The organism is Rathayibacter sp. AC451 (assembly GCF_979253095.1).
This window is the reverse complement of the sequence record NZ_CEEDBD010000001.1, coordinates 2690331-2715968: the sequence shown is the minus strand read 5'-3', so window position 1 is coordinate 2715968 and position 25638 is coordinate 2690331. Positions and strand designations below refer to the sequence as shown.

Sequence of the window (25638 nt, the reverse complement as noted above, 5' to 3'; positions counted from 1 at the left end):
CGACGGATCACACCACCAGACGGGGCTGGCTGCGGACTGTGTCCGAGAGGCGGAGGAGGACCGCGACGATCATCCAGTTGGCGACGAGGGAGGAGCCTCCCGCGGCGAGGAACGGCGTCGTGAGGCCGGTCAGCGGGATCACCCGGGTGACGCCTCCGATCACGATGAAGCACTGCAGGGCGATGACGAACGAGAGGCCGACGCCCAGCAGGCGGCCGAAGTCGTCCTGCCCGGCGAAGCCGATGCGGAAGCCGCGCGAGACGAGCAGCAGGTAGAGGCCGAAGATCGCGAAGAGACCGGCGAGGCCGAGCTCCTCGCCGAGGCTCGCGATGATGTAGTCCGACTGGGGGACCGGCGTGATGTCGGGCATGCCCTGACCGAGTCCGGTGCCCAGCAGGCCGCCGTGCGCGAGTCCGAACAGGCCCTGCACGAGCTGGAAGCTGCCGCCCGGGTCGGCGCCGTATCGGTCGGGGTTGAAGGGGTCGAGCCAGTTCGCGAAGCGGTTGCCGACGTAGCCCAGCGTCTGGCTCGCGAGGATCGCGCCGCCGAGGAAGAGGCCGACGCCGATGATCACCCAGCTGGTGCGGCCCGTGGCGACGTAGAGCATCACGAGGAACAGGCCGAAGTAGAGCAGCGCGGTGCCGAGATCGCGCTGGAAGACGATGACCGACATCGAGACGGCCCAGACCACGAGGATCGGGCCGAGATCGCGCAGACGCGGGAACCGCATCCGGAGGAACGTCCTGCCGACCATCGAGAGGGAGTCGCGGTTGCGCACCAGGTAGCCCGCGAAGAAGACCGCGAGCGCGATCTTCGCGATCTCGCCGGGCTGGAAGCTGAAGAAGTCGCCGATGCCGATCCAGACGCGCGCACCGCTGACCTCGCGGCCGATGAACGGCAGCAGCGGCAGCAGGAGCAGCACGATCGCGGCGAAGCCGGCCACGTAGGTGTACCGGAAGAGGATGCGGTGGTTGCGGATGACGACGAGCACCACGACGGCCGCGACGATCGCGAGGCCGCTCCAGATGATCTGGCGCACCGCGACCGACTCCCAGCCGGTGGCTCCGTCGGCGATGTCGATCCGGTAGATCTCGGCGACGCCGAGGCCGTTGAGGACCGTCGCGATGGGGAGGAGGAACGGGTCCGCCTCCGGAGCCGCGAAGCGCAGCACCACGTGCACCACCAGCACGAGCGCCGAGAGGCCGGCGCCCAGCGAGACGAGGGTGGTGTCGACGGCGCCGAGGGCGCCCAGCTGGACCAGCAGGATCGCGGAGGCGTCGATCAGGCAGGCGCCGATCAGGAGCAGGAGCTCGAGGTTGCGCATCTTCTGCTTGTGGAGGCGGGGGCGTCGGCGCTCGACGGCCGCGGGGGCGGGGGGCGCGGTCACGGTGCTCCGTTCGCGTCGGTCAGGCGCTCGACGATGTCGACCGCTCCGGCGTAGGACTCGGCGCTGATGGTCTGCTCCAGCTGCTCCACGTCGTACTCGCGGAGGGAGTCGAGGGGGATGCCCGTGTCCTCCTTCACGCTGGAGAGCGAGAGCGGGCCCACGGACTGCTGGATGCCCTGGTAGATGATCACGGTGTCGCCGTCGGTGCCGACGTAGAAGCGCGACTGCGTCCAGTCGTAGGCGAGCAGGACGCCGAGGAAGCCGGCGATCAGGACGAGCGAGAGGCCGACGAGCCAGGTGATCCGGCGGCGCAGGTGGCGGCGGCGGTCCTCCTCGATCAGCTCGTCGAGGTAGTCCTCGGACTCCGGCTCGAAGTGGGTCGGGCCCTGCGCGGCCGGGGCGCGGGTGTGCAGACGGAGCCCGGGGATGCGGAGGCGGTTCTGCGAGTCGTCGGTGCTGATGGGCGTCGGTGCCGCGGCCGACCCGACGACGACCGGCTCCGGGGTCGGCACGAGCGCCTGCGCGGTGTCGTTCTCGCCGGGGACGTCGAGGATCACGACGGTCACGTTGTCGGGAGCTCCGTGCGAGAGGCTGTCGCGGATCAGGCGGTCGGCCACCTGCTGGGCGGTCTCGCTGCGCGACAGCTCCTTGAGGATCTCGTCGTGCGGGACCACGCCCGAGAGGCCGTCGGAGCAGATCAGCCAGCGGTCGCCGGGCTCGGTCTCGAGCGTGAGCGTGTCGATCTCGGGGTTCGTGTGGACGTCGCCGAGCACCCGCATGAGGACGGAGCGGCGCGGGTGCGTCATCGCCTCCTCCTCGGTGATGCGACCGGAGTCGACGAGGCGCTGCACGAAGGTGTGGTCGGTGGTGACCTGCTCGAGCTTGCCGTCGCGCAGCACGTAGATGCGGGAGTCGCCGATGTGGGCGATCGCGACGGAGGCGCCGACGCGCACGATCGCGCTGACCGTGGTGCCCATGCCGGTGAGCTCGGGGTGGTCGATGACGGCCTCGGCCAGGAGGGTGTTCGCGGCGAGGAGGGTGCGCTTGAGCTCGTCCTCGGCCTCGTAGGTCGACGCGTAGGTGCGGTCGGCCTGGGCGATGCGCTTGATCGCGATGGAGGAGGCGACGTCGCCTCCCGCGTGCCCGCCCATGCCGTCGGCGACGACGAAGAGCTGCCGGCCCGCGTAGCCGGAGTCCTGGTTGTTGGAGCGGATGCGGCCGACGTGCGACACGGCGGCGCTCTCGCGCGCCGCGCCGACGGCGCTGTCAGGAGTGGGTGTCACAGGTCGCCTACGACCGTCGCAGTTCGAAGGTGGTCGTGCCGACCTTGACGGGGGTGTTCAGCGGCACCTTGGTCGGCGCGCCCACGCGGCGGCCGTCGAGGAACGTGCCGTTGGTGGAGTCGAGATCCTGGATCATCCACTCGTCGTTCCAGATCAGCAGGCGCGCGTGGTGCGTGGAGGTGTAGTCGTCGCGGATCACGAGGGCCGACTCGGAGGAGCGGCCGATGGTGAGCGGCTCGCCGTTCAACTCGAGCTCGGTGCCGCGCTTGGGGCCCGAGGTGATGACGAGGCGTTGCGCCGTGTGGACCGTGGCGACGCCTCCGGAATCGGTGCGCTCGGCCGCGGCCTCGCGGGAGCGGCGGGCCGACGGGGCCTGCTGCTGCACGGGCGCCGGCTGCTGCGGGGGGAGCCGAGGCCGCCACGACCGGCTGGGCCGCGGTGACGAACGGAGCGTCGTCGGTGCCCGCCTGCGCGGCGGTCGGGAGCTTGCGCACCCGCTGCCCGAACAGGTCGGAGCGCAGCGCGTAGACGATGCCGAACACGAAGAACCACAGCAGCGCGAGGAACGCGATGCGCAGGAGGAAGAGGGTGAGCTCGCTCATAGCCGGTCGTCCCAGAATCCGTCGGAGGCGCGTCCGGAGCGACCGGACGGCGAGCGGTCGGCGCGCGCGGGTGCGGCGCCCTGAACGATGCGGAACACGATCGACGTGCGCCCGATCGTGATGGTCTGCTCGGGGGAGAGGACGGCCTGCGTCACGGGCTTGCCGTCGAGCTTGGAGCCGTTCGTCGATCCGAGGTCGTGCACCTGGGCGCGGGAGCCGTCCCAGAGGATCTCGACGTGCTTGCGGGAGGTGCCGGAGTCGTCGACGGTGATGTCGGCGTCCGCTCCCCGGCCGATGACGGTGCGGGACTTGGTGATCGGGTGGCGACGGCCGGCGATGTCGAGGACCGGCGTGTAGGCGACGGTGCCCTTGACGCTACGGGAGTCGACCTCGACCATGCCGGCGCTGAGCGAGGCGTCCTCGGCGAGGCGGATGTCGATGGGACCGGGGAAGCGGAAGCCCTGCTTCTTCGCGTGCTCGGTGGCGACGGTCGTGAGCTCGTCGATCAGCGTGGCCCCCATCCGCTCCATGCGGGCGAGATCTGCGGCGGACATGCGCAGGGTCAGGCTGTTCGGCACGAGGATGCGGTCGCGGGTGACGACGGCGGCCGTGGTGTCGAGCTCCCTGCGGAGAGCGGACGCGAGCTCGACCGGCTGCAGCCCCGATTTGAAGGTCCTCGCGAACGCGCCGTTGACGACGCGCTCGAGTCCCTTCTCGAAGTTGTCCAGTATGCCCACAGTCTTCCGATCTCCCGTTTCGTCGCCTTCTCGGCGGTCGCGCACGGATCGAGCTGTCTGCGCGCTCACGTGGCTTCCGATGTCGTCTGCGCCGCGCACGGCTACGGGCATGTTACTGGGATGCTCTGGATACGGGCGCCTCGGGGCGTTTTCGCGGGGTTGTCGGAGGGTGCGGGGATCGCCCGGCCGAGGCGCGCGCCTCCGATCGACGCCTCGATCCGTCGCGAACGGATGACCGCTGCCGCTGATCCGTCGGGGACGGTCGTCGTCTGCGCCGGTGGGGAGCGTTCTCCGACGGATCAGGGGACGCGAGGCGGGTCGACGAGGTCGAGTTCACGGGTGGGCTCGGAGGGTGGTAGTCTTTCTCGTCGGTGCTCAGGCATCGTGGTGAGCGCGAGTGGCGGAATAGGCAGACGCGCACGGTTCAGGTCCGTGTGCCCGAAAGGGCGTGGGGGTTCAACTCCCCCTCGCGCACCAGCAGAAGACGAAGCCCCCGATCGGATGTCCGGTCGGGGGGCTTCGTCGTTCGCGGACTCCTGCCGGTCAGGAGTCGCCGCGGACGCGGTGGACCCGGGCGGTGCGGGGGTAGGCGGCGGGGTCGCGCGGGCCCTCCTCCGGGAACTCGAAGAGGTCGATCATGAGCTGCAGGGGGTAGGGGAGCGACTGGGCGACGCGGTGCACGACGGCGCCGTCGACCGAGAGGGACACTCCGTCCTCGGACCAGTTGGCGGAGTAGAGGTGCGGCTCGGCGGTGTCGATCGGCAGGTCGACGTCGACGACGTCGGTGCGCAGGCGCGGGTCGTTCACGGCCTTCACGCCAGTGCGGACGATCGAGCGGCGCTCGCCGCGGAGGGAGCCGAAGAGCTCGGCGACGGTGATCTCGCCCGAGTCGTCGGGGCCGGACTCCTCGGTGCCGACCAGCCAGATCGCGAGCATGCACGAGGGGTCGGGGCTCGCCGAGAGGAGCGCCTCGACGTGTCCGCCGGTGGGGGTCCAGAGGCGGCGGGTCGGCACCTCGGTGCGCACGCGCAGGTCGGGGCGGTGGCGGTGGGTGCCGCGGGTGCTGCCGAGCGGACCCGAGAACGACGCGGTCTGCAGGTTCGAGACGCGCATCGCTCCGTCGTCCTCGTGCCACGGCGGCTGGTCGGCGTCGATGCGGAGCAGCAGCCCGTCGTCGTCGAGGGACCAGCGGGCACGGGAGCGCTCGGGCTCGGTCCACTGGGGGAGGTAGTGGTCGATCCAGCGCTCGGGGTCGAGGCGGCCCTCGTCGAAGCCGTCGGTGAAACGGGTCATGGCGGTCATCCTGCCGTGGTGCGCCGCCGCGGGCCGCTCCGTGCGGTGCGTCCTGTGCTGAGCCGGTGTCTCGTGGAGCGGAGCAGGGGGAAGGGGACGCCGGAGGGACACCGGGGGAGGGGCCGACGTTCACCCGGCGGACGTCGGCGGGCGCGACGCTTCGCGGGTGATCCCGCTGCGTGCCGATGTGACTCCGCTCGATGCCCTCGCTCTGCCCGTTCTGCTGCGCCGGCTGCGCGACCACCGGCACGTGCAGGTCGATGCGCAGCGGTTCCTCGCCCTGATCCCGGGAGTGGGATCGACGCTCGTCACGGAGGCGGGAGTGCTCGCGATCGACGTGATGGTCGAGCACCGCGGGCTGGCCCCGCTCGTGATCGACGCGCTCGAGACGGAGCTGCGGCGAGACGGGTTCCGCGAGCGGATCGCGCTGCGCTGGAGCACTCCGGACATCGTGCCGGTGCCGTTCCGCTGATCGCGACCTCGTCTCCTCCGGACGAGATGCCACTCCGGTGCGCCTTCTCCGGCGCGTCGCGCACCGGAGAGGCATCTCGCGGCGGGGGTCAGCGGCGGGTGAGCTCCACGACGGGGATGACGACACGGGCGCGGACGGGGACCGTTCCGTCGTCGGGGGTCTCGATCGCGGTGTCGGGCTCGGCGACGAGGTCGTGGAACCAGGCGGGGTGCTTCGGCGCGCCCGCGGCGGAGGCGGCCAGAAACCGGACGTCGGCGGAGGGGTGCAGCGCCATGAGGGGGGCGACGCGCTCCTCTCCGGAGCGTGCGCCGACGTGGTGCAGGAGCGCGAGCGAGCGGCCGAAGCCGGCGGTCGTCACCGTTCCGCCGTTCGCGCGGAACTCCTCGATGATCATCTCGTCGACGTCGGCCACGGCGTTCCCCTTCTTCTGCGGCGAGCGGCGCTCACCGGTCCCGGGCGCCGGTCGGCGCTCACCAGCGGGCGTCGACGGAAGCGGTCGCGTCGACCGCATCCGACTCGGGGGATCCGGCGCCGACGGCGGCGGGATCCGCGAGTGCCCGCCGCCAGGGCAGCTCCGCCGCGCCCACGAGCTCCAGGCGCGATCGGAGCGCCGCGCGCTCGATCCGGACCCCGCGGGCCAGGTCGCTGAGGGCGCGCGCCGACACTCGGGCGGCGAGGCGCTCGCGGTCGACGGTGAGGAGGGAGCCGAGGAAGCCGCCGAGGACGACGGAGGTGGGGTTGAAGAGGTTGACGAAGGTGGACAGGCCCTCGGCCAGCAGGTCGACCTGGCGGGCGACCTCGGCGAGGACGGCGGGGTCGCGGGAGGTGCCCAGCGCGATGTCGAGCTCGTCCTGGTCGAGGACCCGCGCGCCGAGGACGTCGAGGAGGGAGCGCATCCGCACCTCGGCCTCGAGGCAGCCGTGGCGGCCGCAGCCGCAGCGGGTCCCGCCGGCCGCGACGAGGGTGTGGCCGAGCTCGGCCGCGAAACCGGAGGAGCCGCGCAGCGGGAGGCCGTCGATGATCACTCCGCCGCCGATGCCGCTCGCGCCCCCGGTGACGTAGACGACGTCGGCGACGCCGCGTGCGGCTCCGAAGAGCGACTCGCCGATCGCGCCCAGGCTCGCGTCGTTGCCGACCGAGACCGGCAGAGCGAGTGCGCGGCCCAGGCGCTTCGCGAGATCGACGTCCCTCCAGCCCAGGTGGGGCGCGATCTGCACGAATCCGGAGTCGGCGTGCACCAGGCCGGGTACCGCGACTCCCGCGCCGACCAGGATGCGGTGCCCCTCCTTCTCGGAGCGGAAGCCGTCGACGATGCCCGAGACGACGCGCGCGACGGTGTCGGGGGTGGCCGGAGTGGGAGTGTCGAAGCGCACGCGGCGCAGGAGGTCGCCGTTCATCCCGACGAGGCCGACGACGATCGCGTCGGTGTCGAGGTGCACTCCGACGACGGCGAAGGCCCGGCCGGGGACGACGGTGGCGCTCGGGCGGCCGATGCGTCCGGTGGGGGCGGTCGTCTCCTCCTCCACCCAGCCCAGGCCGGTCAGCTCGCCGACCAGGTTCGCGACGGCGGATCGGTTGAGGCCGGTCCGCTGACCGAGCTCGGCGCGGCTGAGGGGCCCTGAGCGGTGGACGAGCGTCGCGATCGCGGCGAGGTTGTGGCGGCGGAGCAGAGCGTTGCTCGACGCGCCGACTGCTCCTGCCATGCTGATCCGTCTCTCGTCGGTGCGGCCCGCGGCGCGGTCGGACGACTCGGGCGGGCCCCGTCATAGTAGAGGGCCCCGCCCGAGGCGGTCCGGGAGCGGCTAGCGGCCGCCCGCCCGCCGCTTGTTGAAGATGTCGAACGCGACGGCGAGGAGCAGCACGAAGCCCTTGATGGCCATCTGCCAGGCGGCGTCGACCGACAGGATCGACAGTCCCATGTTGAGCACGCCCATGACGAGTCCGCCGATGACCGCGCCGACCACGGTGCCGACTCCGCCCTGCACCGCCGCGCCTCCGATGAAGACGGCCGCGATCGCGTCGAGCTCGTAGTTCTGACCGGCGGAGGCGACGGCGCCGCCCGCGCGGGCCGTGCTCACGACGCCCGCGACTCCGGCCAGCACGCCCATGTTCACGAAGATGAAGAAGTTGACCCACTTCGTCTTCACGCCGGACATCATCGCGGCGAAGAGGTTGCCGCCCATCGCGTAGATGTGGCGGCCGAACACGGTGCGGCCGAGGACGAAGCTGTAGGCGAGGATCAGCGCGGCGAGCACGATCAGGATGATCGGGGTTCCGCTGTAGCCCGCGAGCAGCCAGGCGAGGGCCATGATCGCGACGACCGCGATGCCGGCCTTGATCCAGAAGGACGCGATCGGCTCGCGCGGCAGCTCCAGGCGGCGGAGCGTGGCGCGGGTGCGCAGCTGCTGCACGACGAGGACCGCCGAGACGACGACTCCGAGCAGGAGGGTGAGCGCGTCGCGGCCGAGGATGCCGCCGAGCACGCCCGGGAGCCAGCCGGCCCCGATGGCGGTGAAGGCGGTCGGGAGGCCGTTGATCGTGCCGCCGGTGAGTAGCACCAGCGTGAATCCGCGGAAGATCAGCATGCCCGCGAGGGTCACGATGAACGCGGGTATGCCCACGAATGCCACCCAGAAGCCCTGCCAGGCGCCGACCAGCGCTCCGGTGAGCAGCGCCACCACGACGGCGACCCCCCAGGGCAGGCCCCAGTTGTTCATCGCGATCGCCGAGATCGCTCCGACCATCGCCACGACCGAGCCGACCGAGAGGTCGATGTGGCCGGCGATGATCACCATCACCATGCCGATCGCGAGGATCAGCACGTAGGCGTTCTGCTGGATCAGGTTGTTGACGTTGCCGGGCAGCAGCAGGCGCCCGCCGGTCAGGAGCTGGAAGAGCAGGATGATGACGCCGAGCGCGGCGAGGATGCCGTACTGCCGCAGGTTGACGTTCATCCGGAGCCCGCGCCGCGGCGGCGTGGACGGCGTGTTCGCGGGCGTGCCGCTCGGCGCTGTGGTGGTCGTGGCGCTCATCGGGCCTGGTCCTTCCCTGCGGTCATGAAGTGCATGAGGTGCTCCTGGGTCGCATCGGCACGGGCGACCTCGCCCGAGATGCGGCCTTCGGAGATGGTGTAGATGCGGTCGGAGAGCCCGATCAGCTCGGGCAGCTCGGACGAGATCACGACGACGGCCTTGCCCTGGGCCGCGAGCTCGTTGATGATCCCGTAGATCTCGTACTTGGCCCCCACGTCGATGCCGCGGGTGGGCTCGTCGAGGATCAGCACGTCGGGACCCGAGAAGATCCACTTCGAGAGGACGACCTTCTGCTGGTTGCCTCCGGAGAGCTTGCCGGTGACGGCCGAGACGCTCGGGGCCTTGATGTTCATCTTCGAGCGGTACGAGTCGGCGACCTTGTACTCGCGGTGCTTGTCGATCACTCCGAGACGGGCGAGGCGCGAGAGCGCGGCGGCCGAGACGTTGACGGTGATGTCGCCGATGAGGTTCAGGCCGTAGCGCTTGCGGTCCTCGGTCGCGTAGGCGAGGCCGTTGCGGATCGCCTCGTCGACGGTGCGGGTCTGGATCTCCTTCCCGTCCTTGAAGACGCGGCCCGAGATGCCGGTGCCGTAGCTGCGGCCGAAGATGCTCATCGCGAGCTCGGTGCGGCCGGCGCCCATCAGCCCCGCGAATCCGACGATCTCGCCGGCGCGCACGGTGAAGGAGGCGTTCTCGACGACCACGCGGTCGACGTCGACGGGGTGGTGCACGGTCCAGTTCTCGACGCGGAGCTTCTCCTCGCCGATCTGCGGATCGCGCGGCGGGAACATGCTGTTGAGGTCGCGGCCGACCATCGCGCGGATGATGCGGCTCTCGCTCGCCTGCTCCGCCGTCATCGCGAAGCTCTCGATCGTGCGGCCGTCGCGGATGATCGTGACGGTGTCCGCGATCGCTCGGATCTCCTTCAGCTTGTGGCTGATGATGATGCAGGTGATGCCCTGGCGGCGCAGCTGGTCGATCAGCCCGAGCAGGTGGTCGCTGTCGCCCTCGTTCAGGGCCGCCGTGGGCTCGTCGAGGATGAGGAGCTTCACGCGCTTGGCGAGGGCCTTGGCGATCTCGACGAGCTGCTGCTTGCCGACTCCGAGCTCGAGGATCTTGGTGGCGGGGTTCTCGGCGAGGCCGACCCGCGCGAGCAGCGTCGCGGCCTCGGCGTTCGTCGCGTTCCAGTCGATGACTCCGCGCTTGGACTTCTCGTTGCCGAGGAAGATGTTCTCGGCGATGGAGAGGTAGGGGCTGAGGGCGAGCTCCTGGTGGATGATCACGATGCCGTCGGCCTCGCTGTCGTTGATCGAGCGGTACTGGGCCGCCCGGCCCTCGAACTCGATCGAGCCCTCGAAGCTGCCGGTGGGGTAGACGCCGGAGAGGACTTTCATCAGCGTCGACTTGCCGGCGCCGTTCTCGCCGCAGATCGCGTGCACCTCGCCGGGCTGCACCGAGAGCGAGACGCCGTCGAGAGCGCGGACGCCGCCGCCGAACTCCTTGACGATGTCGCGCATGATGAGGATGGGACTGGCCAACGGGGCCTCGCTTCGTGGTCGTGGTGGGTGAGGACGGGGTGGGCGGGAGCGGGGAGGACGTCGCTCCCCCCGCCCCCGCCTCGGGATCAGAGCCCGACGTCACCGGCCTTCAGGAAGCCGGAGTCGACGAGGGTCGACTGCACGTCGTCCTTCACGACGACCTGCGGCTCGAGGAGGTAGGAGGGGACGACCTTCTCGCCGTTGTCGTACGTCTCGGTGTCGTTCACCTCGGGCTCCTCGCCCGCGACGATCGACTGAACCATCTGGAAGACGCGGTCGCCCAGGGTGCGGGTGTCCTTCCACACGGTCATCGACTGCTCGTCGGCGAGGATCGCCTTGACGTTGGCCTTGTCGGCGTCCTGACCGGTGATCACCGGGTAGTCGGCGCCCGGCGCGTAGCCGGCCGACTTCAGCGAGGCCTCGATGCCGATCGCGAGGCTGTCGTTGGGCGAGAGCACGACGTCGACCTTCTGGTCTCCCGTGTAGAAGGAGGAGAGGCGGTTGTCCATCTCGGACTGCGCCTTGTCGGAGGCCCAGCCCTGGATGCCGATGGAGGCCCAGTCGTCGTTCGAGGCGGGCGACTTGCCCGAGGGGACGACGAGCTTGCCGCTCTCGACGTAGGGCTGCAGGACGTCCCACGCACCCGAGAAGAAGAACTTGGCGTTGTTGTCGTCGGGGCTGCCGGCGAAGGGCTCGAGGGTGAAGGGACCCGCGGCGTTCGCGAGGTCGAGGGTCTCCTCGATGTACTGGCCCTGGAGCTGGCCGACCTTGTAGTTGTCGAACGTCGCGTAGTAGTCGACGTCGGCGGTGCCGTTGATGAGGCGGTCGTACGCGATGACGGTCGCGTTCTGCTTCTTCGCCTCGGACAGGACCGGCGCGAGCGCCTCTCCGTCGATGGCCGCGATCACGAGGATCTTGGAGCCGCCGGCGATCTGGTTCTGGATCTGCGAGATCTGCTGGTCGGTCTTGTTGTCGGCGTACTGGAGGTCGACGGTGCAGCCCTCGTCCTCGAGCTGGGACTGGAGCCCCTCGCCGTCGTTGATCCAGCGCTCGAGGCTGCGGGTGGGCATCGAGATGCCGACGGTGCAGTCGCCTTCGGCGCTCTCGCCGCTCGCGGCGCCGCCGGAGTTGGCGGGGCTGGCCGAGCAGGCGGCGAGGCCGAGGGAGATGATGCCGGCGGTGGCCAGCGTCGTGAGTCCACGCGAGAACTTCATGGAGTGCATTCCTCTCTGAAAGCAGTGTCCGAGTGAGAAGGACGGCGCGAGAGCGTGCACGGATGGATGCACGCCGTCGTGTCGTCGCCCGGGAGGGGCGGGGAGCCCCGAGGGGCTTTGTCCACGGAGACAACATATTGCGCAGTGTGTCCTCTGTAAAGCGCGCAGGGGACCGATGCGAAACCGTGACCTTCGCGGCAGCACCCCCGCTGCTGCAGGGGGAGACCGCTCTCACGGTCGTCGCCGTAGGGGAACCGTGAGCATTCGGCGGCGGGCCGTAGGGAAACCGTGAGGAGCGGATCCGGGGGCCTCGGGCGGGTGTTGCATCGGGACTCGTGCGCTCGATCGAGCGCCGTCCGCCTCCGGATGGAGTCCTCCGTGCTCGACCTCGCCTACCTCCTCGGCGTGCTCGCCCTGTTCCTCGTCATCGGCCTCGCGGCGAAGGGGGTCGAGAAGATCGGCCCTCCTGTCCGCTCCGCCGACCCCCGTGCGGCCCGCGTGCCGGAGGAGTCCCGGTGATCGTCTTCGATGTCCTCGCCGTGGTCCTCGCGATCGGCGCCGTGGTGCTCCTGCTCGTCGCCCTCGTCCGACCGGAGCGCTTCTGATGGACACACTCCTCGCCGTCCTCCAGGTCGCGACCGTCGGCCTCGCCCTGGCCCTGCTGCACCGCCCGCTGGGCGACGGCATGGCCCGCCTCTACACGTCGAGCCGCGACCTCGCCCTCGAGCGCGGCCTCTACCGGGTGATCGGAGTCGACTCCTCGTCCGAGCAGAGCTGGCGCGCGTACCTGCGCGCCGTGCTCGCGTTCTCGCTGGTCGGGATCCTCCTCCTGTACGGGATGCAGCGGCTGCAGGCCGTGCTGCCCGGCTCGCTCGGTCTGCCCGCCGTGCCCGAGGGGCTCGCGTTCAACACGGCGGTCTCGTTCGTCACCAACACGAACTGGCAGTCGTACTCCCCCGAGCTCACCCTCGGCTACGCCGTGCAGCTCGGCGGGCTCGCGGTGCAGAACTTCGTCTCGGCCGCGGTGGGCCTGGCCGTCGCGGTGGCGCTGATCCGCGGCTTCGCGCGGCGCTCCTCCGGCACGCTCGGCAACTTCTGGGTCGACCTGACCCGCGGCGTCCTGCGCCTGCTGCTGCCGCTGTCGGTCGTCGGCGCGATCGTCCTCGTCGCGGGCGGAGTGGTGCAGAACCTCTCGTCGCCCCTCGAGGTCGAGACGCTCACCGGCGGAGCGCAGAGCATCCCGGGCGGGATGGTCGCGTCGCAGGAGGCGATCAAGATGCTGGGGACGAACGGCGGCGGGTACTTCAACGCCAACTCCGCGCATCCGTTCGAGAACCCCTCCGCCTGGACGAATCTCCTGCAGATCGTGCTCATGCTGGCGATCCCGTTCAGCCTGCCCCGCACCTTCGGCCGCATGGTCGGCGACGTGCGGCAGGGGCGCGCGATCCTCGCCGCGATGGCCGTGGTCTTCACCGTGTCGCTCGGCGCCTTCACCGCGCTCGAGCTGGCCGGCGGCGGATCCGCGGCGCAGGCCGCAGGAGCCGCGATGGAGGGCAAGGAGACGCGCTTCGGTATCGCCGGCTCGACGCTGTTCGGCAGCGCGAGCACGCTCACCTCGACCGGTGCGGTGAACGCGATGCACGACTCCGCGACTCCGCTGGGCGGCATGATGCCGATGCTGAACATGATGCTCGGAGAGGTCGCGCCGGGCGGGGTCGGCTCGGGGCTCTACGGGATGCTCGTGCTCGCGATCCTCGCCGTGTTCGTCGGCGGGCTGCTCGTCGGCCGCACGCCCGAGTACCTCGGCAAGAAACTCGGTCCGCGCGAGATCACCCTCGCGAGCCTGTACATCCTCGTCACTCCGACGCTCGTGCTCGCCGGAACGGCGCTGAGCTTCGCGATCCCCGGAGTGCGCGAGGACGTCGAGAGCACGTCGATCTGGAACCCCGGACTGCACGGGCTGTCGGAGGTGCTCTACGCGTTCACATCGGCCGCGAACAACAACGGCTCGGCGTTCGCGGGGCTCACCGCGAACACTCCGTGGCTCAACACGGCCCTCGGAGTCGCGATGCTGCTCGGCCGGTTCCTGCCGATGGTGCTGGTCCTCGCGCTCGCCGGATCGCTCGCCGCGCAGAAGGCGGTGCCCGCGAGTGCGGGCACCCTGCCGACCGCACGGCCGCAGTTCGTCGGCCTCCTCGTGGGCGTGACGGTCGTCGTCACCGCTCTCACCTACTTCCCCGTACTCGCGCTGGGACCCCTGGCGGAAGGGCTCTGATCATGTCGTCCACTCTCACCGCACCGCCTGTCGAGCCGGCTCCGGCTCCCCGCTCGGCGCGTGCCGCGTTCGGCCCGCGCCAGCTCGCCGCGGCACTCCCGGGTGCCGTCCGCAAGCTCGATCCGCGCCTGATGCGGCACAACCCGGTGATGCTCCTCGTCGAGGTCGGCGCGGTGCTGCTCACCCTGCTCGCGATCGCCGAGCCGTTCCTCGGCGGGCCGGAGCCGTCCGGCGGCTCGGCCGTGCCCGTCACCTTCACCGCGGGCATCGCCCTGTGGCTCTGGCTCACCGTGGTCTTCGCGAACCTCGCGGAGTCGGTGGCCGAGGGCCGCGGCAAGGCGCAGGCCGAGAGCCTGCGGAGGACGCGCACCAGCACTCCGGCTCGCCGCGTCCTGGACTACGACCCGGCCGATCCGTCGGCGGCGTCGGCGGAGCTGCGCGAGGTGCCGTCCTCGTCGCTGCAGCTCGGCGACGTGGTCGTGGCGGAGGCCGGCGACCTCGTGCCCGGCGACGGCGACATCGTCTGGGGCATCGCCTCCCTGGACGAATCCGCGATCACGGGAGAGTCGGCTCCGGTCGTCCGCGAGAGCGGTGGGGACCGCAGCGCGGTCACCGGCGGTACCCGGGTGCTCTCGGACCGCATCGTCGTGCGCATCACCTCGAAGCCTGGCGAGACCTTCGTCGACCGCATGATCGGACTCGTCGAAGGCGCCTCCCGGCAGAAGACGCCGAACGAGATCGCGCTCGACATCCTGCTGGCGAGCCTGTCGATCGTGTTCCTGATCGTCGTGCTGACCCTGAATCCGATCGCGTCGTACGCGGCGGCGCCGGTCAGTGTTCCCGTGCTCGTGGCGCTGCTCGTCTGCCTCATCCCGACCACCATCGGAGCGCTGCTCTCGGCGATCGGCATCGCCGGGATGGACCGCCTCGTGCAGCGCAACGTGCTCGCGATGTCGGGCCGCGCGGTCGAGGCGGCGGGCGACGTGACGACGCTGCTGCTCGACAAGACCGGCACCATCACGTACGGCAACCGTCGGGCCACCGAGTTCCTCCCGGTGGCGGGAGTGGCGCAGGCCGCGCTCGCGGACGCCGCCGCGTCGTCGTCGCTCAGCGATCCGACTCCGGAGGGCCGGTCGATCGTGGATCTGGCGATCGCCTCCGGTCGTGTCGTCCTCGAGCCCGAGCGCGCGGTCGTCGTGCCGTTCACGGCGCAGACCCGGATGAGCGGGCTCGACCTGCTCGACGGGACCGCGATCCGCAAGGGCGCCGCCTCGGCGGTCCGCGCCTGGGTGGAGCAGGAGGGGCCGCTCGCCGCGCCCCTGGCCGAGCAGCTCGCGCAGACGGTCGACGCGGTCTCGGGCAGCGGAGGCACTCCGCTCGTCGTCGCCGTGAAGGACGCCTCGGGCGCCCGGGTGCTGGGCGTCGTGCACCTCAAGGACGTCGTCAAGGACGGTCTCGCGGAGCGCTTCGCGGAGCTGCGCGAGATGGGCATCCGCACCGTGATGATCACGGGCGACAACCCGCTGACCGCGCGGGCGATCGCGGCCGAGGCGGGGGTCGACGACTTCCTCGCCGAGGCGACTCCCGAGGACAAGCTCGCCCTGATCAGGCGCGAGCAGGAGGGCGGGAGCCTCGTCGCGATGACCGGCGACGGCACGAACGACGCGCCCGCGCTCGCGCAGGCCGACGTGGGCGTGGCGATGAACACGGGCACCTCGGCGGCGAAGGAGGCCGGCAACATGGTCGACCTCGACTCCGACCCGACCAAGCTCATCGACATCGTGCGGATCGGCAAGCAGCTGCTGATCACCCGCGGGGCGCTCACCACGTTCTCGATCGCGAACGACGTGGCGAAGTACTTCGCGATCATCCCGGCGATGTTCGCGGGGGTGTTCCCGGGTCTCGCGGTGCTCAACGTGATGCAGCTGCACTCGCCCGCCTCGGCGATCCTCTCGGCGATCGTGTTCAACGCCCTCGTGATCGTGGCCCTCATCCCTCTGGCGCTGCGGGGGGTCGCCTACCGGCCGCTGTCGGCCTCGAAGGTGCTCGGCCGCAACCTGCTCGTCTACGGGCTCGGCGGCGTCGTCGCCCCGTTCGTCGGGATCAAGCTCATCGACCTCGTGGTCGCGACGATCCCCGGGTTCTGACACCCGTTCCTTCCCGCGAGATGCCACTCGCGTCCGCCCTCACCGGGGTGTCGCTCACTGGAGTGGCATCTCGCGGGGCCCACCCACTGCTTCCGGAAGAAGAGAGACCATGTCACTCCGCCCCTACTCCGTCGCCCTGCGCGCGATGATCGTGATGACCGCGGTCCTCGGGCTCGGGTACCCCCTGGTCGTCCTCGGCGTCGGTCAGCTCGCCCTGCCCGCTCAGGCGAACGGCTCGCTCGTGTCCGCCGACGGGCGGGTCGTCGGCTCGTCGCTGATCGGCCAGTCGTTCACGGACGCCGACGGCGCTCCGCTGCCGGAGTGGTTCCAGTCGCGGCCGTCCGCCGCCGGCGACGGCTACGACGCGGGCGCCTCCAGCGGCAGCAACCTCGGCCCCGAGAACGCCGACCTGGTCGCCGCGATCCAGGAGCGCCGCGCCTCGATCGCCGCGGTCGAGGGTGTCGACCCGGCCGAGGTGCCCGCCTCCGCGCTGACCGCCTCCGCCTCGGGCCTCGACCCCGACATCAGCCCCGAGTACGCCCTGCTGCAGGCACCGCGGGTCGCCCAGGCGCGCGGACTCGCCGTCGACGACGTCCGCGAGCTCGTCGAGAGCTCGGTGCAGCCGCGTGCGCTCGGCTACCTGGGCGAGCCCACCGTGAACGTGCTCGAGCTGAACCTCGCGCTGGCCCGGCTGTGACGCGCCGCGCCACGGCTCGTAGACTCGCGACCGGCCCGCTGGTTCCCGCGAGCCGGGGCCGGTCCGGCGAGCCGAAGGTGAGGCCTGGAGCATGACGAAGGGCCGCCTGCGCGTGCTGCTCGGGGCGGCGCCCGGCGTCGGCAAGACCTACACGATGCTCGAGGAGGGCCGCCGGCTCGCCGACGAGGGCCGCGACGTCGTGGTCGCCGTGGTCGAGACGCACGGCCGCTCGGCCACCGCCGCCGTGCTCGAGGGCCTCGAGGTGGTGCCGCGCCGCCGCCTCGAGCACCGCGGAGTCGCGCTCGAGGAGATGGATCTGGAGGCGGTGCTCGAGCGCCGCCCGGACATCGCGCTGGTCGACGAGCTCGCGCACACCAACGCCCCCGGTTCGCGGAACACCAAGCGCTGGGAGGACGTCCGCACCCTGCTCGAGGCCGGCATCACCGTGTTCTCGACGGTCAACATCCAGCACATCGAGTCGCTCAACGACGTGGTGCAGGCGATCACCGGGGCACCGCAGCGCGAGACGATCCCGGACGCGGTGCTCCGCTCCGCCGACCAGATCGAGGTCGTCGACTTGGCGCCCCAGGCCCTGCGCGACCGGCTCGCCGACGGCCGCGTCTACCCGCCGGAGCGCATCGACGCGGCGCTCTCGAACTACTTCCGCCTCGGCAACCTCACCGCGCTGCGCGAGCTCGCCCTGCTCTGGCTCGCGGACGAGGTCGACAGCGCGCTGCGCGACTACCGCGTCGAGAACGGCATCGACAGCACCTGGGAGGCGCGCGAGCGCGTGGTCGTGACGCTCACCGGAGGGCCGGAGGGCGAGACGCTGCTGCGGCGAGGGGCGCGGATCGCGGCGCGCTCCTCCGGGGGCGACCTGCTGGCCGTGCATGTGGTGACGCCGGACGGACTGCGCACCCCTCGGCCGGACCTGCTCGAGGCGCAGCGCGCGCTGGTCGAGTCGCTCGGCGGCAGCTACCACCAGGTCGTCGGCGAGGACGTGCCGCGCGCGCTCGTCGAGTTCGCCCGCTCGGTCAACGCGACCCAGCTGGTGCTCGGCGTCAGCCGCCGCAGCCGGATCGCCGCGGCGCTCACCCCCGGCATCGGCGCGACGGTCATCCGCGAGTCCGGCAACATCGACGTGCACATCGTCAGCCACTCGGCCGCGGGGCGGAGCGCACTGCTCCCCGGCGCGCGGGCGCGCTGACAGTGCGGCGCCGGCTGGCCGGGGCGGGCCTCGCCCTCGTCGGCGGACCGCTGCTCACCTGGCTGCTGTCGATGCTCAGGAACGACGAGTCGATCACGAGCGACGTGCTCTCGTACCAGCTGCTCGTGGTGCTGGTCGCGCTCGTCGGCGGCATCTGGCCCGCGCTGTTCGCGGCCGTGCTCTCGGGACTGACGCTCGACTTCTTCTTCGTCGATCCGCTCTACACGATCACCGTCGACGAGCCGCTGCACGCGCTCGCGCTGGTCCTCTACGTGGTCAACGCGGTGCTGGTGAGCTCGGTGGTCGACGTGGCAGCACGGCGCTCGCGGGCGGCGAAGCGCTCGGGGGCGGAGTCGGAGCTGCTCGCGACGATCGCCGGCGGGGTCATCCGCGGCCAGGGCGCGGTGCAGGCGATCCTCGAGCGCGCGCGCGAAGCCTTCGGGCTGACGGGGGTGCGGCTCGTGCGCGACGGGACCGTGGTCGCCGTCGACGGAGAGCCTCAGGAGGAGCCGGTCTCGGTTCCGGTCGGGCGCAGCGCCGTGCTCGAGCTGCACGGCCGCGAGCTGGAGGCGAGCGAGCGGCGGTTGCTGCAGGTGGTCGCGGCGCAGCTCGACTCCGTCCTCGAGAACGCGGCGCTCACCGAGACGGCGAGCGAGCTCGCTCCGCTGGCCGAGACCGACCGGGTGCGCAGCGCTCTGCTGTCGGCGGTCAGCCACGACCTGCGCCGCCCACTGGCCGCCGCGACCGCCGCGGTCAGCGGGCTGCGCTCACCCGACATCGCATGGAGCGATCGCGACCGGCAGGAGCTGCTCGCCACCGCCGACGAGAGCCTGACCGTGCTGGCGGCCCTCGTCACCGATCTGCTCGACGTCACGCGGCTCGAGGCGGGGGCGCTCGCCGTGGCGCTCGCCCCGCTGGACGCGGCCGACGTCGTGCTGCCGGCGCTCGACGAGCTGGGGCTCGGACCGGGCGAGGTCGACCTCGACCTGGACCTCGACGGGCCGGAGCTGCTCGCCGATGCGGGACTCCTGCAGCGCGTGATCGTGAACCTGCTGGCGAACGCCTCGCGCTACGCGCCTCCCGGGACCCGTGTGCGCATCGCGACCAGCGCCTTCGGCCGCTCGGGGCAGATCCGCATCGTCGACCACGGCCCCGGGGTCGCTCCCGAGCGGCGGGAGGAGATCTTCGTGCCGTTCCAGCGCCTGGGCGACGACGACAACCTGACCGGGCTGGGGCTGGGGCTCGCACTGTCGAAGGGGTTCACGGAGGGGATGGGCGGCACGCTCGAGACCGAGGACACCCCGGGGGGCGGGCTGACGATGGTGGTGACGCTGCCGCTGGCTCCGGCCGCTCCTGCTCCCATCGCTCCTGAGGAGGACGCGTGAAGATCCTGATCGCCGACGACGACCCGCAGATCCTGCGGGCGCTGCGCATCACCCTGACCGCCCGCGGCTACGAGGTGGTGACGGCGGGAGACGGGACGGAGGCGGTGAACCGCGCGGTGGACGAGCATCCGGACCTCTACATGATCGATCTGGGCATGCCGCGGCTCGACGGCGTCGAGGTGATCCACGCGCTGCGCGGCTGGACGAGCGCGCCGATCCTCGTGGTGTCGGGGCGGACGGGGGCGGCCGACAAGGTCGACGCGCTCGACGCCGGAGCGGACGACTACGTGACCAAGCCGTTCTCGATGGACGAGGTGCTCGCGCGCATCCGGGCGCTGTCGCGGCGCGTGCAGCCGGCCGACGGCGAGCCGCTCGTGGTGATCGGCGACGTGACGATCGACCTGGTCGCCAAGAGCGCGACGCGGGCGGGCGCGGGGGTGCGGCTCACTCCGACGGAGTGGCAGGTGCTCGAGATCCTGGTGAGGAACGCGGGGAAGCTGGTGACGCGACGCTCGCTCCTGGACGAGATCTGGGGGCCCGCACACGTCACCGACACGGGCTACCTGCGGCTGTACCTCGCGCAGCTGCGGAAGAAGCTCGAGCCGGATCCGTCGCATCCGCGGTACCTGCTGACGGAGGCGGGGATGGGGTACCGGTTCGTTCCGGGGGTGTGAGGGGGGTTCTCGATACGCCCCTTCGGCCTGATCGACCAGCGCCGACGGTGCTCGACATGCGGTTCTCCGGTGATCGAGTAGCCCGCGCATCGAGATCCACCCGTCCCGGTACAGGCGTCAGCCGGCGTGCGGGAGCAGCACTTCCACGACACCTTCGGTGACGCGGGTCTCGAACCTCGGCTGGGGCGACGTGGCGGGGCCGCGGAGCACCTCGCCCGACTCCAGGGAGAAGGAGCTGCCGTGCCAGGGGCACGAGACGCAGGCCTCGCCGTCCTTCGCCTCCTGCAGCTCGCCCTCGTCGAGGGGGCCCGAGAGGTGGCTGCAGACGTTCGACAGCACGTTCACCTTCCCGCCGTGGCGGAAGGCGAGCAGCGGAGTGCCGGCGACGACCTTATTCACGAGCTCCTTCTCGGGCAGCTCGCTCAGGGGGCCCAGCTCCTGCCAGCCGGCGGGGAAGCGGTGCGGCACGTCCTCGGTGTGGTTCGCTCCGGACGCCTGCCGGTAGCTGAGGTGCCCGCCGAGGTACCCGCCGCCCGAGACGACGGCCAGGCCCAGCATGCCCAGGACCTTCCCGCTCGTGCGGTGGCCGCGCCCGCGCTCGATGAAGGAGGCCGCGTAGAGGGCCGTCGCGACGATGTTGGCGGTGGCGTGGACGAGTCCGACGCGGGTCTGCTGCTCGTGCAGCTCGGACCAGTCCGTCCAGCCCGTCGCGGCGGTCGGCAGGACGCTGACCACTCCCAGCCCGACCAGGGCGCGGGCGGCGCGGTCGTTGCCGGGCAGGAGGTCCAGGACCGCGGCCGACACCCAGGCGCCGGTAGGGACGAGGACGAGCAGCGGATGCACGGGGTGCCCGACCGGGACGCCGTGCAGAACGTCGCGCACCGGCTGAGGGCGGACGACCGCGTTCACGACGTTCTTCACGCGCCCGACGAGCGGGTCGAGGGCGGCGGCGTTCTCGAGGCGGCTGACGAGCTTGACGAACTTCATTTCGCGCATGCCCCCAGCGCACTCCGCCGGGGCCCGCGACAACAGGGGTTGCGGTGTGCGCCGTGAGGGAACCCCGGACCGTCGAGGGAACCGGCTGTTGCGGGATGTCTCGACGGTTCGGGGTTCCCCCGGTGCGGGCGGAGGAGAATGGGAGGACCCCCAGCGAAGGAGAACCCGTGGATCAGCCGCGCATGAACGTCGAGTCGTTCAACCTCGATCACCGCACCGTCGCCGCGCCGTACGTGCGCCTCGCCGACGCCAAGACGCTGCCGGGCGGCGACCACCTCGTGAAGTACGACGTGCGCTTCACCCAGCCCAACCGCACCCACCTCGAGATGCCGACCGTGCACTCCCTCGAGCACCTGTTCGCCGAGAAGTCGCGCAACCACTCCGACCGCGTCGTCGACTTCTCGCCGATGGGCTGCCAGACCGGCTTCTACCTGATCCTCTCGGGCGAGCCCGAGCTGCCCGAGGTGCTCTCGCTCGTCGAGGACACCCTCCGCGACATCACCGAGGCCGACGAGGTCCCCGCCGCCAACGAGACGCAGTGCGGCTGGGGGGCCAACCACTCGCTCGAGGGCGCTCAGGAGGCGGCGCGCGCGTTCCTCGCGCAGCGCTCCGAGTGGGAGACGGTGACCGCGTGAGCGACGCGATCGTCCTGGTGGCGATGGACGAGGAGGCGCAGCCGTTCCTCGAGAAGGCCGAGCGCGCCTCCGAGCCGCGGACCGTCGGCAACGCTCTGCAGTACGACCTCGAGATCGACGGCGGCACCGTGCTGCTCGTGCGCACGGGCGTGGGCCTCGTGAACGCGGCGGGCGGACTGACGGCCGCGGTCCTCCAGGATCCGTCGCCGCTGGTGATCAGCGCCGGCTCGGCCGGCGGGCTGGGCGCGGAGGTGCGGGTCGGCGATGTGGTCGTCGGCGACGAGTACGTGCAGACGGACGCCGACGCCCGGGCCTTCGGCTACGAGCTGGGGCAGGTCCCCGGCATGCCGGCGCGCTACTCCGGGCACGCCCCCGCCCTGGCGGCCGAGCTGGTCGCGGAGGTGCCGAACGGTGCCGTCCCGGTGCGTCGCGGGTTGATCGTGTCGGGGGACGTCTTCGTCTCGGGCGACCACGTCGAGCGCGTGCGCGGAGCGTTCCCCGCGGCGCTCGCGACCGACATGGAGTCGGTGTCGCTCGCGCAGACGGCGCACGTGCACGGCGTGCCGTTCGTCTCGGTGCGCGGCATCTCGGACCTCTGCGCTCCGGGGCAGTTCGAGGCCCACGTCGATGACGCGGCGGACCGCTCGGCGGTCGTCGTGCTGGCGCTGCTGCGGGCGCTGCGCGCCGCCTGAGCCGGCCACCGCTCGCGAGTCGACCCCCTCCGGGGTCTGCGTGGACTGCAGGCCCCGTTCCGCGCCGACTCGGTCGAGCGGTCAGGACCGGGTGGACGCGGAACGGGGCCCGCGCCGTGCGCAGGGCCCCGTTCACGTCGAGTCGACGGAGGCGCTACTCGTCGCCGATGCGCTGGTCGGCGGCCTTCTCGGCACCGTCGATCTGGCCGTCGAACTTCCCGCCGGAGGCCTTGCCCGCGGCGTCGCCCGCCTTGTCCAGACCCTGATCGGTCATCTTCTCGCCCTTGTCGCTGTTCGCGAAGTCCTTGGCCTTGTCGCCGAGTCCGCCGAGGTCCATGGTTGTTCCTTCCATCGGAGAGCGCCCGCCGGTCGGCGGGTCCAGGCCAGTCTGCGCGCGCTGCGGGGAGTCCCCCAGGGGTTGCCGCGGGCCCGCCGCCGGGTGCACCCTCGGCGCCGACGTCCTGCTGCCGGCGCGGGCTGCGACTCGACGCGAACCGGGCGCGCTCACGGCATCAGCGGCAGCCGCCCCACGATCTTGTCGACGCGGTTCCGCGGGCCGACCAGGCTCACGGCCAGGTACTCGACCACGTCCGACCCGCTTCCCGCGACCGAGGCGAGGAACTCGTCGTACACCCGCGTCGCCTGCGCGGCGACCGGCACGTCCGCGACGAACACGTCGGGGTGCGCCTCGGCCTTCGCGCGGAGGGAGGCGAGCGCCGCCGCGTCGGCGACCAGGATCGAGCAGCCCGCCCAGGGCAGTCCGACGTGCACCGAGCCGTCGGCGTCGGGAGCATCCGGACCGAGCAGGCCCGCGACTCCGGACGACGTGGCCGCCGCCGCGCAGACGGCCGCGTTGACCGCGCGGCCCGCGGGCAGCGACCCGTCGACGACGATCACCCACTTCAGTCGGGCGGAGCGGGTGGATGCGGCGGTGTCGATCTCGTCGGGCGCGAATCCGATGGTCATGGTGGTCTCCTCCTGAGCGGTGTGCGGGGTCGATGCTAGGGGGATGTGCGGAGCAGCTGCGCGATGACCGTACGAAGTACGGAGGCGACCCTAGAATCGCCCCCATGGACGAACTCGATGCGGCGATCCTCCGCGAACTGCAGTCGGATGCACGGAAGTCGAACCGCGACGTCGCGGCCGCCGTCGGGGTCTCGCCCACCACGGCGCTGGATCGCACGCGGGCGCTCCGGGCCCGCGGAGTGATCCGCGGGGCGGTGCTCGACGTCGATCTCGGAGCGATCGGCCGTCCCGTCCAGGCCCTGATCGCGGTCCGCATCCGCCCGCCGTCGCGCGTCGCGATCGAGGCGTTCCGCGACTGGGTGTCGGCGCTGCCCGAGACGATCGGCCTGTTCGTCACCGCGGGCACCGACGACTTCGTGATCCACGTCGCCGTGCCCGACAACGACGCTCTGTACGCGTTCGTCATCGATCGGCTGACCCAGCGGCGCGAGGTCGCGGACGTGCGCACCTCGGTGGTCTACGAGCACCTGCGGAGCACTCCGGCGATCCCGTGACGGGAATTCCTCCGGAGATGTCGATATCCGTCCTCGCCGTTCGACGTCACAGTAGGAGGACGCATCCGGCGCCCCGGACACGAAGGAGAGAACCGTGAAGTACATGCTCATCATGCGCGCGACCGACGAGGCCAAGAAGGCCTACGAGTCGATCCCGTTCGACGAGATCATCACCCGGATGGGCCAGTACAACGAGACCCTGATGACCGCTGGCGTCCTGCTCGCCGGAGAGGGCCTCGCGGACGACGTCGACACGACGGGCTTCGTCGTCGACTTCTCGTCCGAGCCGCCCGCCGTCACCGACGGCCCGTACGGCGAGACCCATGAGCTGTTCAACGGGTTCTGGATGATCCAGGTCTCGTCCAAGGAGGAGGCGAAGGAGTGGGCGCTGCGCTGCCCGCTCGTCCCCGGCAACAAGCTCGAGGTGCGCCGCGTCACCGACGAGAGCGACTTCGCGGACTTCGCCGACAACGAATTCCTCCAGAAGGAGGAGGGCTGGCGCGACGAGCTCGGGCAGGCCCGCTGACGATGGACGCAAGCAGGGCGGCCGTCGACGCGGTCTGGCGCATCGAGAGCGCCAGGATCGTCGCGACGCTCGTGCGGACGACCGGCGACGTCGGCCTCGCCGAGGACCTCGCCCAGGAGGCCCTCGTCGAAGCGCTGAAGCAGTGGCCGGAGTCGGGGGTGCCGCGGAACCCGGGCGCGTGGCTGACCGCGGTCGCGAAGCGCCGGGCGGTCGACGGCTGGCGGCGGCGCGAGCGGCTCGACGAGCGGTACCGCGCGCTGGCCCACGACCTGCAGGAGGGCGCGGAGGACGAGTGGGAGCCGATCGGCGACGACGTCCTCCGCCTCGTCTTCGTCGCGTGCCACCCGGTGCTCTCGCGCGAGGCGAGCATCGCGCTGACCCTGCGACTGGTCGGGGGCCTCAGTGCCGAGGCGATCGCGCGGCTGTTCCTCGTGCCCGTCGCGACGGTGCAGCAGCGCATCGTCCGGGCGAAGAAGTCGCTGGCCGCGGCCGGCGTGCCGTTCGAGACTCCCGAGCCGGCGGAGTGGAAGGGGCGGCTCTCCGCCGTGCTCGGCGTGGTCTACCTGATCTTCACCGAGGGGTACGCCGCCACCTCCGGCGACCGCTGGGTGCGGAGCGAGGTGGCGCAGGAGGCGCTGCGGCTGGGCCGCGTCCTCGCCGGCCTGCTGCCGCGCGAGCCGGAGGTGCTGGGGCTGCTCGCCCTGATGGAGCTGCAGGCGTCGCGCCTCGCCGCGCGCACCGCGGCCGACGGCACTCCGGTGCTGCTCGAGGACCAGGACCGCACGCGCTGGGACCGCGCGCAGATCACTCGGGGCCGCGAGGCGCTGCTCCGCTCGGATCGGCTGGGCCGCGGGCGCGGCTCCTACGCGCTGCAGGCGGCGATCGCCGAGTGCCACGCCGTCGCCCCGAGCGTCTCCGCGACCGAATGGGAGCGGATCGCGCTGCTCTACGAGGTGCTGGGGCGCATCGCTCCGAGCCCCGTCGTGGAGCTCAACCGCGCGGTGGCGGTGTCGATGGCGACGGGTCCCGCGTCTGCCCTGCTGATCGTCGACCGCCTGGCGTCGGAGGGGGCGCTGCGGGGATCGCACCTGCTGCCGAGCGTGCGGGGGGAGCTGCTCGCGCGCTTGGACCGGAGGGAGGAGGCGCGCTCGGAGTTCGCGACGGCCGCCGCCCTGGCCGGCAACGACCGCACGCGCGCGCTGCTGGAGGCGCGGGCCGCGTCGCTGTGATGCCGCACCTGCCCGCCCCGCGAACCGGGTCCAGTTCCACTCTCCAGAAGTTGTCGTACTCGAGGTGCCGAGTACGACAACTTGTGAGGACTCGCTT

At 71.6% G+C, this 25638-nt stretch carries 25 protein-coding genes, 1 tRNA gene and 1 pseudogene; 14 read left to right on the top strand and 13 right to left on the bottom strand.

The features are described from left to right. Positions 1–7 precede the first annotated feature (7 nt). The 4 genes from AC0CID_RS12985 to AC0CID_RS12970 form a co-directional block, all read right to left on the bottom strand. Positions 8–1324 (bottom strand): FtsW/RodA/SpoVE family cell cycle protein, encoded by a 1317-nt coding sequence (locus tag AC0CID_RS12985; protein ID WP_207403346.1) that lies wholly within the window; start codon positions 1322–1324, stop codon positions 8–10. Between the two features lie 59 nt (positions 1325–1383). Next, positions 1384–2670: a Stp1/IreP family PP2C-type Ser/Thr phosphatase gene (locus AC0CID_RS12980; protein ID WP_465227124.1), complete on the bottom strand. Its 1287-nt coding sequence runs from the start codon at positions 2668–2670 to the stop codon at positions 1384–1386. A gap of 7 nt (positions 2671–2677) precedes the next feature. Then, positions 2678–3055, bottom strand: coding sequence for an FHA domain-containing protein FhaB/FipA (locus tag AC0CID_RS12975; RefSeq protein ID WP_465227123.1), 378 nt, complete (start codon positions 3053–3055; stop codon positions 2678–2680). Between the two features lie 213 nt (positions 3056–3268). Next, the gene (locus AC0CID_RS12970) at positions 3269–4009 is read right to left on the bottom strand and encodes an FhaA domain-containing protein (RefSeq protein ID WP_465227122.1); all 741 of its coding nucleotides are present in this window, start codon (positions 4007–4009) and stop codon (positions 3269–3271) included. Between the two features lie 391 nt (positions 4010–4400). On the opposite strand from AC0CID_RS12970, the gene AC0CID_RS12965 reads away from it, so the two are divergent. Then, positions 4401–4486, top strand: a tRNA-Leu gene (locus AC0CID_RS12965). A gap of 66 nt (positions 4487–4552) precedes the next feature. Here the strand turns inward: AC0CID_RS12965 and AC0CID_RS12960 are convergent. Next, positions 4553–5302, bottom strand: a complete 750-nt coding sequence (locus AC0CID_RS12960; protein ID WP_465227121.1) for a glycoside hydrolase family 16 protein — start codon at positions 5300–5302, stop codon at positions 4553–4555. Between the two features lie 166 nt (positions 5303–5468). Here AC0CID_RS12960 and AC0CID_RS12955 point away from each other — a divergent pair, with 166 nt between their 5' ends. Further along, entirely contained in the window at positions 5469–5774 is a 306-nt protein-coding gene (locus AC0CID_RS12955) for a hypothetical protein (RefSeq protein ID WP_465227120.1), read from the top strand. 88 nt (positions 5775–5862) lie between these two features. On the opposite strand, the gene AC0CID_RS12950 is transcribed toward AC0CID_RS12955, so the two are convergent. The 5 genes from AC0CID_RS12950 to chvE form a co-directional block, all read right to left on the bottom strand. Further along, a complete protein-coding gene (locus tag AC0CID_RS12950) occupies positions 5863–6186 on the bottom strand; it encodes a nitroreductase/quinone reductase family protein (protein ID WP_465227119.1) in 324 nt (107 codons plus the stop codon). Positions 6187–6244: 58 nt separating this feature from the next. Then, a complete protein-coding gene (locus AC0CID_RS12945; protein ID WP_207403288.1) occupies positions 6245–7477 on the bottom strand; it encodes an ROK family transcriptional regulator in 1233 nt (410 codons plus the stop codon). 99 nt (positions 7478–7576) lie between these two features. Beyond that, positions 7577–8806, bottom strand: a complete 1230-nt coding sequence (mmsB, locus tag AC0CID_RS12940) for a multiple monosaccharide ABC transporter permease (RefSeq protein ID WP_465227118.1) — start codon at positions 8804–8806, stop codon at positions 7577–7579. Beyond that, complete coding sequence (mmsA, locus tag AC0CID_RS12935; protein WP_465227117.1) at positions 8803–10323, bottom strand: multiple monosaccharide ABC transporter ATP-binding protein; 1521 nt, start codon at positions 10321–10323, stop codon at positions 8803–8805. The genes mmsB and mmsA overlap by 4 nt, the downstream gene beginning before the upstream one ends. 107 nt (positions 10324–10430) lie before the next feature. Then, the gene (gene chvE, locus AC0CID_RS12930) at positions 10431–11558 is read right to left on the bottom strand and encodes a multiple monosaccharide ABC transporter substrate-binding protein (protein WP_372490677.1); all 1128 of its coding nucleotides are present in this window, start codon (positions 11556–11558) and stop codon (positions 10431–10433) included. A gap of 378 nt (positions 11559–11936) precedes the next feature. Here chvE and AC0CID_RS12925 point away from each other — a divergent pair, with 378 nt between their 5' ends. The 7 genes and pseudogenes from AC0CID_RS12925 to AC0CID_RS12895 all read left to right on the top strand — a co-directional run bounded on the left by AC0CID_RS12925 (position 11937) and on the right by AC0CID_RS12895 (position 19943). Next, on the top strand, positions 11937–12077 hold the full coding sequence (locus tag AC0CID_RS12925) for a hypothetical protein (RefSeq protein WP_207403352.1): 141 nt from the start codon (positions 11937–11939) through the stop codon (positions 12075–12077). Continuing rightward, positions 12074–12163, top strand: coding sequence for a potassium-transporting ATPase subunit F (locus AC0CID_RS12920; protein ID WP_207403285.1), 90 nt, complete (start codon positions 12074–12076; stop codon positions 12161–12163). The genes AC0CID_RS12925 and AC0CID_RS12920 overlap by 4 nt, the downstream gene beginning before the upstream one ends. Beyond that, on the top strand, positions 12163–13833 hold the full coding sequence (kdpA, locus tag AC0CID_RS12915; protein WP_465227116.1) for a potassium-transporting ATPase subunit KdpA: 1671 nt from the start codon (positions 12163–12165) through the stop codon (positions 13831–13833). The genes AC0CID_RS12920 and kdpA overlap by 1 nt, the downstream gene beginning before the upstream one ends. A 2-nt stretch (positions 13834–13835) precedes the next feature. Continuing rightward, on the top strand, positions 13836–15980 hold the full coding sequence (gene kdpB, locus AC0CID_RS12910) for a potassium-transporting ATPase subunit KdpB (protein ID WP_465227115.1): 2145 nt from the start codon (positions 13836–13838) through the stop codon (positions 15978–15980). A gap of 109 nt (positions 15981–16089) precedes the next feature. Next, on the top strand, positions 16090–16677 hold the full coding sequence (gene kdpC / locus AC0CID_RS12905; RefSeq protein WP_465227114.1) for a potassium-transporting ATPase subunit KdpC: 588 nt from the start codon (positions 16090–16092) through the stop codon (positions 16675–16677). A 91-nt stretch (positions 16678–16768) separates the two neighbouring features. Further along, positions 16769–19269: pseudogene (locus AC0CID_RS12900) on the top strand (sensor histidine kinase). Continuing rightward, positions 19266–19943, top strand: a complete 678-nt coding sequence (locus tag AC0CID_RS12895; RefSeq protein ID WP_465227113.1) for a response regulator — start codon at positions 19266–19268, stop codon at positions 19941–19943. Before AC0CID_RS12900 ends, AC0CID_RS12895 begins: the two are co-directional and overlap by 4 nt. 117 nt (positions 19944–20060) lie before the next feature. Here the strand turns inward: AC0CID_RS12895 and AC0CID_RS12890 are convergent, their stop codons facing one another. Then, positions 20061–20939: a Rieske (2Fe-2S) protein gene (locus tag AC0CID_RS12890; protein ID WP_465227112.1), complete on the bottom strand. Its 879-nt coding sequence runs from the start codon at positions 20937–20939 to the stop codon at positions 20061–20063. Positions 20940–21121: 182 nt separating this feature from the next. Here AC0CID_RS12890 and AC0CID_RS12885 point away from each other — a divergent pair, with 182 nt between their 5' ends. Further along, positions 21122–21574 carry an S-ribosylhomocysteine lyase gene (locus tag AC0CID_RS12885; protein WP_465228101.1) on the top strand — a complete coding sequence of 151 codons (453 nt, stop codon included), beginning with the start codon at positions 21122–21124 and terminating at the stop codon, positions 21572–21574. Further along, the gene (gene mtnN, locus AC0CID_RS12880; RefSeq protein WP_307786071.1) at positions 21571–22266 is read left to right on the top strand and encodes a 5'-methylthioadenosine/S-adenosylhomocysteine nucleosidase; all 696 of its coding nucleotides are present in this window, start codon (positions 21571–21573) and stop codon (positions 22264–22266) included. The genes AC0CID_RS12885 and mtnN overlap by 4 nt, the downstream gene beginning before the upstream one ends. Positions 22267–22420: 154 nt before the next feature. Here the strand turns inward: mtnN and AC0CID_RS12875 are convergent, their stop codons facing one another. Then, positions 22421–22603 carry an antitoxin gene (locus AC0CID_RS12875; RefSeq protein ID WP_207403278.1) on the bottom strand — a complete coding sequence of 61 codons (183 nt, stop codon included), beginning with the start codon at positions 22601–22603 and terminating at the stop codon, positions 22421–22423. A gap of 167 nt (positions 22604–22770) precedes the next feature. Next, positions 22771–23232 (bottom strand): DUF2000 domain-containing protein, encoded by a 462-nt coding sequence (locus tag AC0CID_RS12870; RefSeq protein WP_465227111.1) that lies wholly within the window; start codon positions 23230–23232, stop codon positions 22771–22773. 104 nt (positions 23233–23336) lie between these two features. On the opposite strand from AC0CID_RS12870, the gene AC0CID_RS12865 reads away from it, so the two are divergent. The 3 genes from AC0CID_RS12865 (at position 23337) to AC0CID_RS12855 (ending at position 25541) form a co-directional block, all read left to right on the top strand. Further along, positions 23337–23786 carry an Lrp/AsnC family transcriptional regulator gene (locus tag AC0CID_RS12865; RefSeq protein ID WP_465227110.1) on the top strand — a complete coding sequence of 150 codons (450 nt, stop codon included), beginning with the start codon at positions 23337–23339 and terminating at the stop codon, positions 23784–23786. A 94-nt stretch (positions 23787–23880) separates the two neighbouring features. Then, complete coding sequence (locus tag AC0CID_RS12860) at positions 23881–24312, top strand: YciI family protein (protein WP_465227109.1); 432 nt, start codon at positions 23881–23883, stop codon at positions 24310–24312. A 2-nt stretch (positions 24313–24314) separates the two neighbouring features. Beyond that, on the top strand, positions 24315–25541 hold the full coding sequence (locus AC0CID_RS12855; protein ID WP_465227108.1) for an RNA polymerase sigma factor: 1227 nt from the start codon (positions 24315–24317) through the stop codon (positions 25539–25541). Positions 25542–25638: the final 97 nt, after the last annotated feature.

Excerpts from the sequence above, each read along its gene's own strand:
- AC0CID_RS12875 (WP_207403278.1), bottom strand. The coding sequence starts at position 22,603 with ATGGACCTCGGCGGACTCGGCGACAAGGCCAAGGACTTCGCGAACAGC.
- AC0CID_RS12855 (WP_465227108.1), top strand. The coding sequence starts at position 24,315 with ATGGACGCAAGCAGGGCGGCCGTCGACGCGGTCTGGCGCATCGAGAGC.
- AC0CID_RS12870 (WP_465227111.1), bottom strand. The coding sequence starts at position 23,232 with ATGACCATCGGATTCGCGCCCGACGAGATCGACACCGCCGCATCCACC.
- AC0CID_RS12865 (WP_465227110.1), top strand. The coding sequence starts at position 23,337 with ATGGACGAACTCGATGCGGCGATCCTCCGCGAACTGCAGTCGGATGCA.
- AC0CID_RS12945 (WP_207403288.1), bottom strand. The coding sequence starts at position 7,477 with ATGGCAGGAGCAGTCGGCGCGTCGAGCAACGCTCTGCTCCGCCGCCAC.
- chvE (WP_372490677.1), bottom strand. The coding sequence starts at position 11,558 with ATGAAGTTCTCGCGTGGACTCACGACGCTGGCCACCGCCGGCATCATC.
- AC0CID_RS12890 (WP_465227112.1), bottom strand. The coding sequence starts at position 20,939 with ATGCGCGAAATGAAGTTCGTCAAGCTCGTCAGCCGCCTCGAGAACGCC.
- AC0CID_RS12985 (WP_207403346.1), bottom strand. The coding sequence starts at position 1,324 with ATGCGCAACCTCGAGCTCCTGCTCCTGATCGGCGCCTGCCTGATCGAC.
- AC0CID_RS12960 (WP_465227121.1), bottom strand. The coding sequence starts at position 5,302 with ATGACCCGTTTCACCGACGGCTTCGACGAGGGCCGCCTCGACCCCGAG.
- mmsA (WP_465227117.1), bottom strand. The coding sequence starts at position 10,323 with ATGCGCGACATCGTCAAGGAGTTCGGCGGCGGCGTCCGCGCTCTCGAC.
- mmsB (WP_465227118.1), bottom strand. The coding sequence starts at position 8,806 with ATGAGCGCCACGACCACCACAGCGCCGAGCGGCACGCCCGCGAACACG.
- AC0CID_RS12885 (WP_465228101.1), top strand. The coding sequence starts at position 21,122 with ATGAACGTCGAGTCGTTCAACCTCGATCACCGCACCGTCGCCGCGCCG.
- kdpC (WP_465227114.1), top strand. The coding sequence starts at position 16,090 with ATGTCACTCCGCCCCTACTCCGTCGCCCTGCGCGCGATGATCGTGATG.
- kdpB (WP_465227115.1), top strand. The coding sequence starts at position 13,836 with ATGTCGTCCACTCTCACCGCACCGCCTGTCGAGCCGGCTCCGGCTCCC.
- kdpA (WP_465227116.1), top strand. The coding sequence starts at position 12,163 with ATGGACACACTCCTCGCCGTCCTCCAGGTCGCGACCGTCGGCCTCGCC.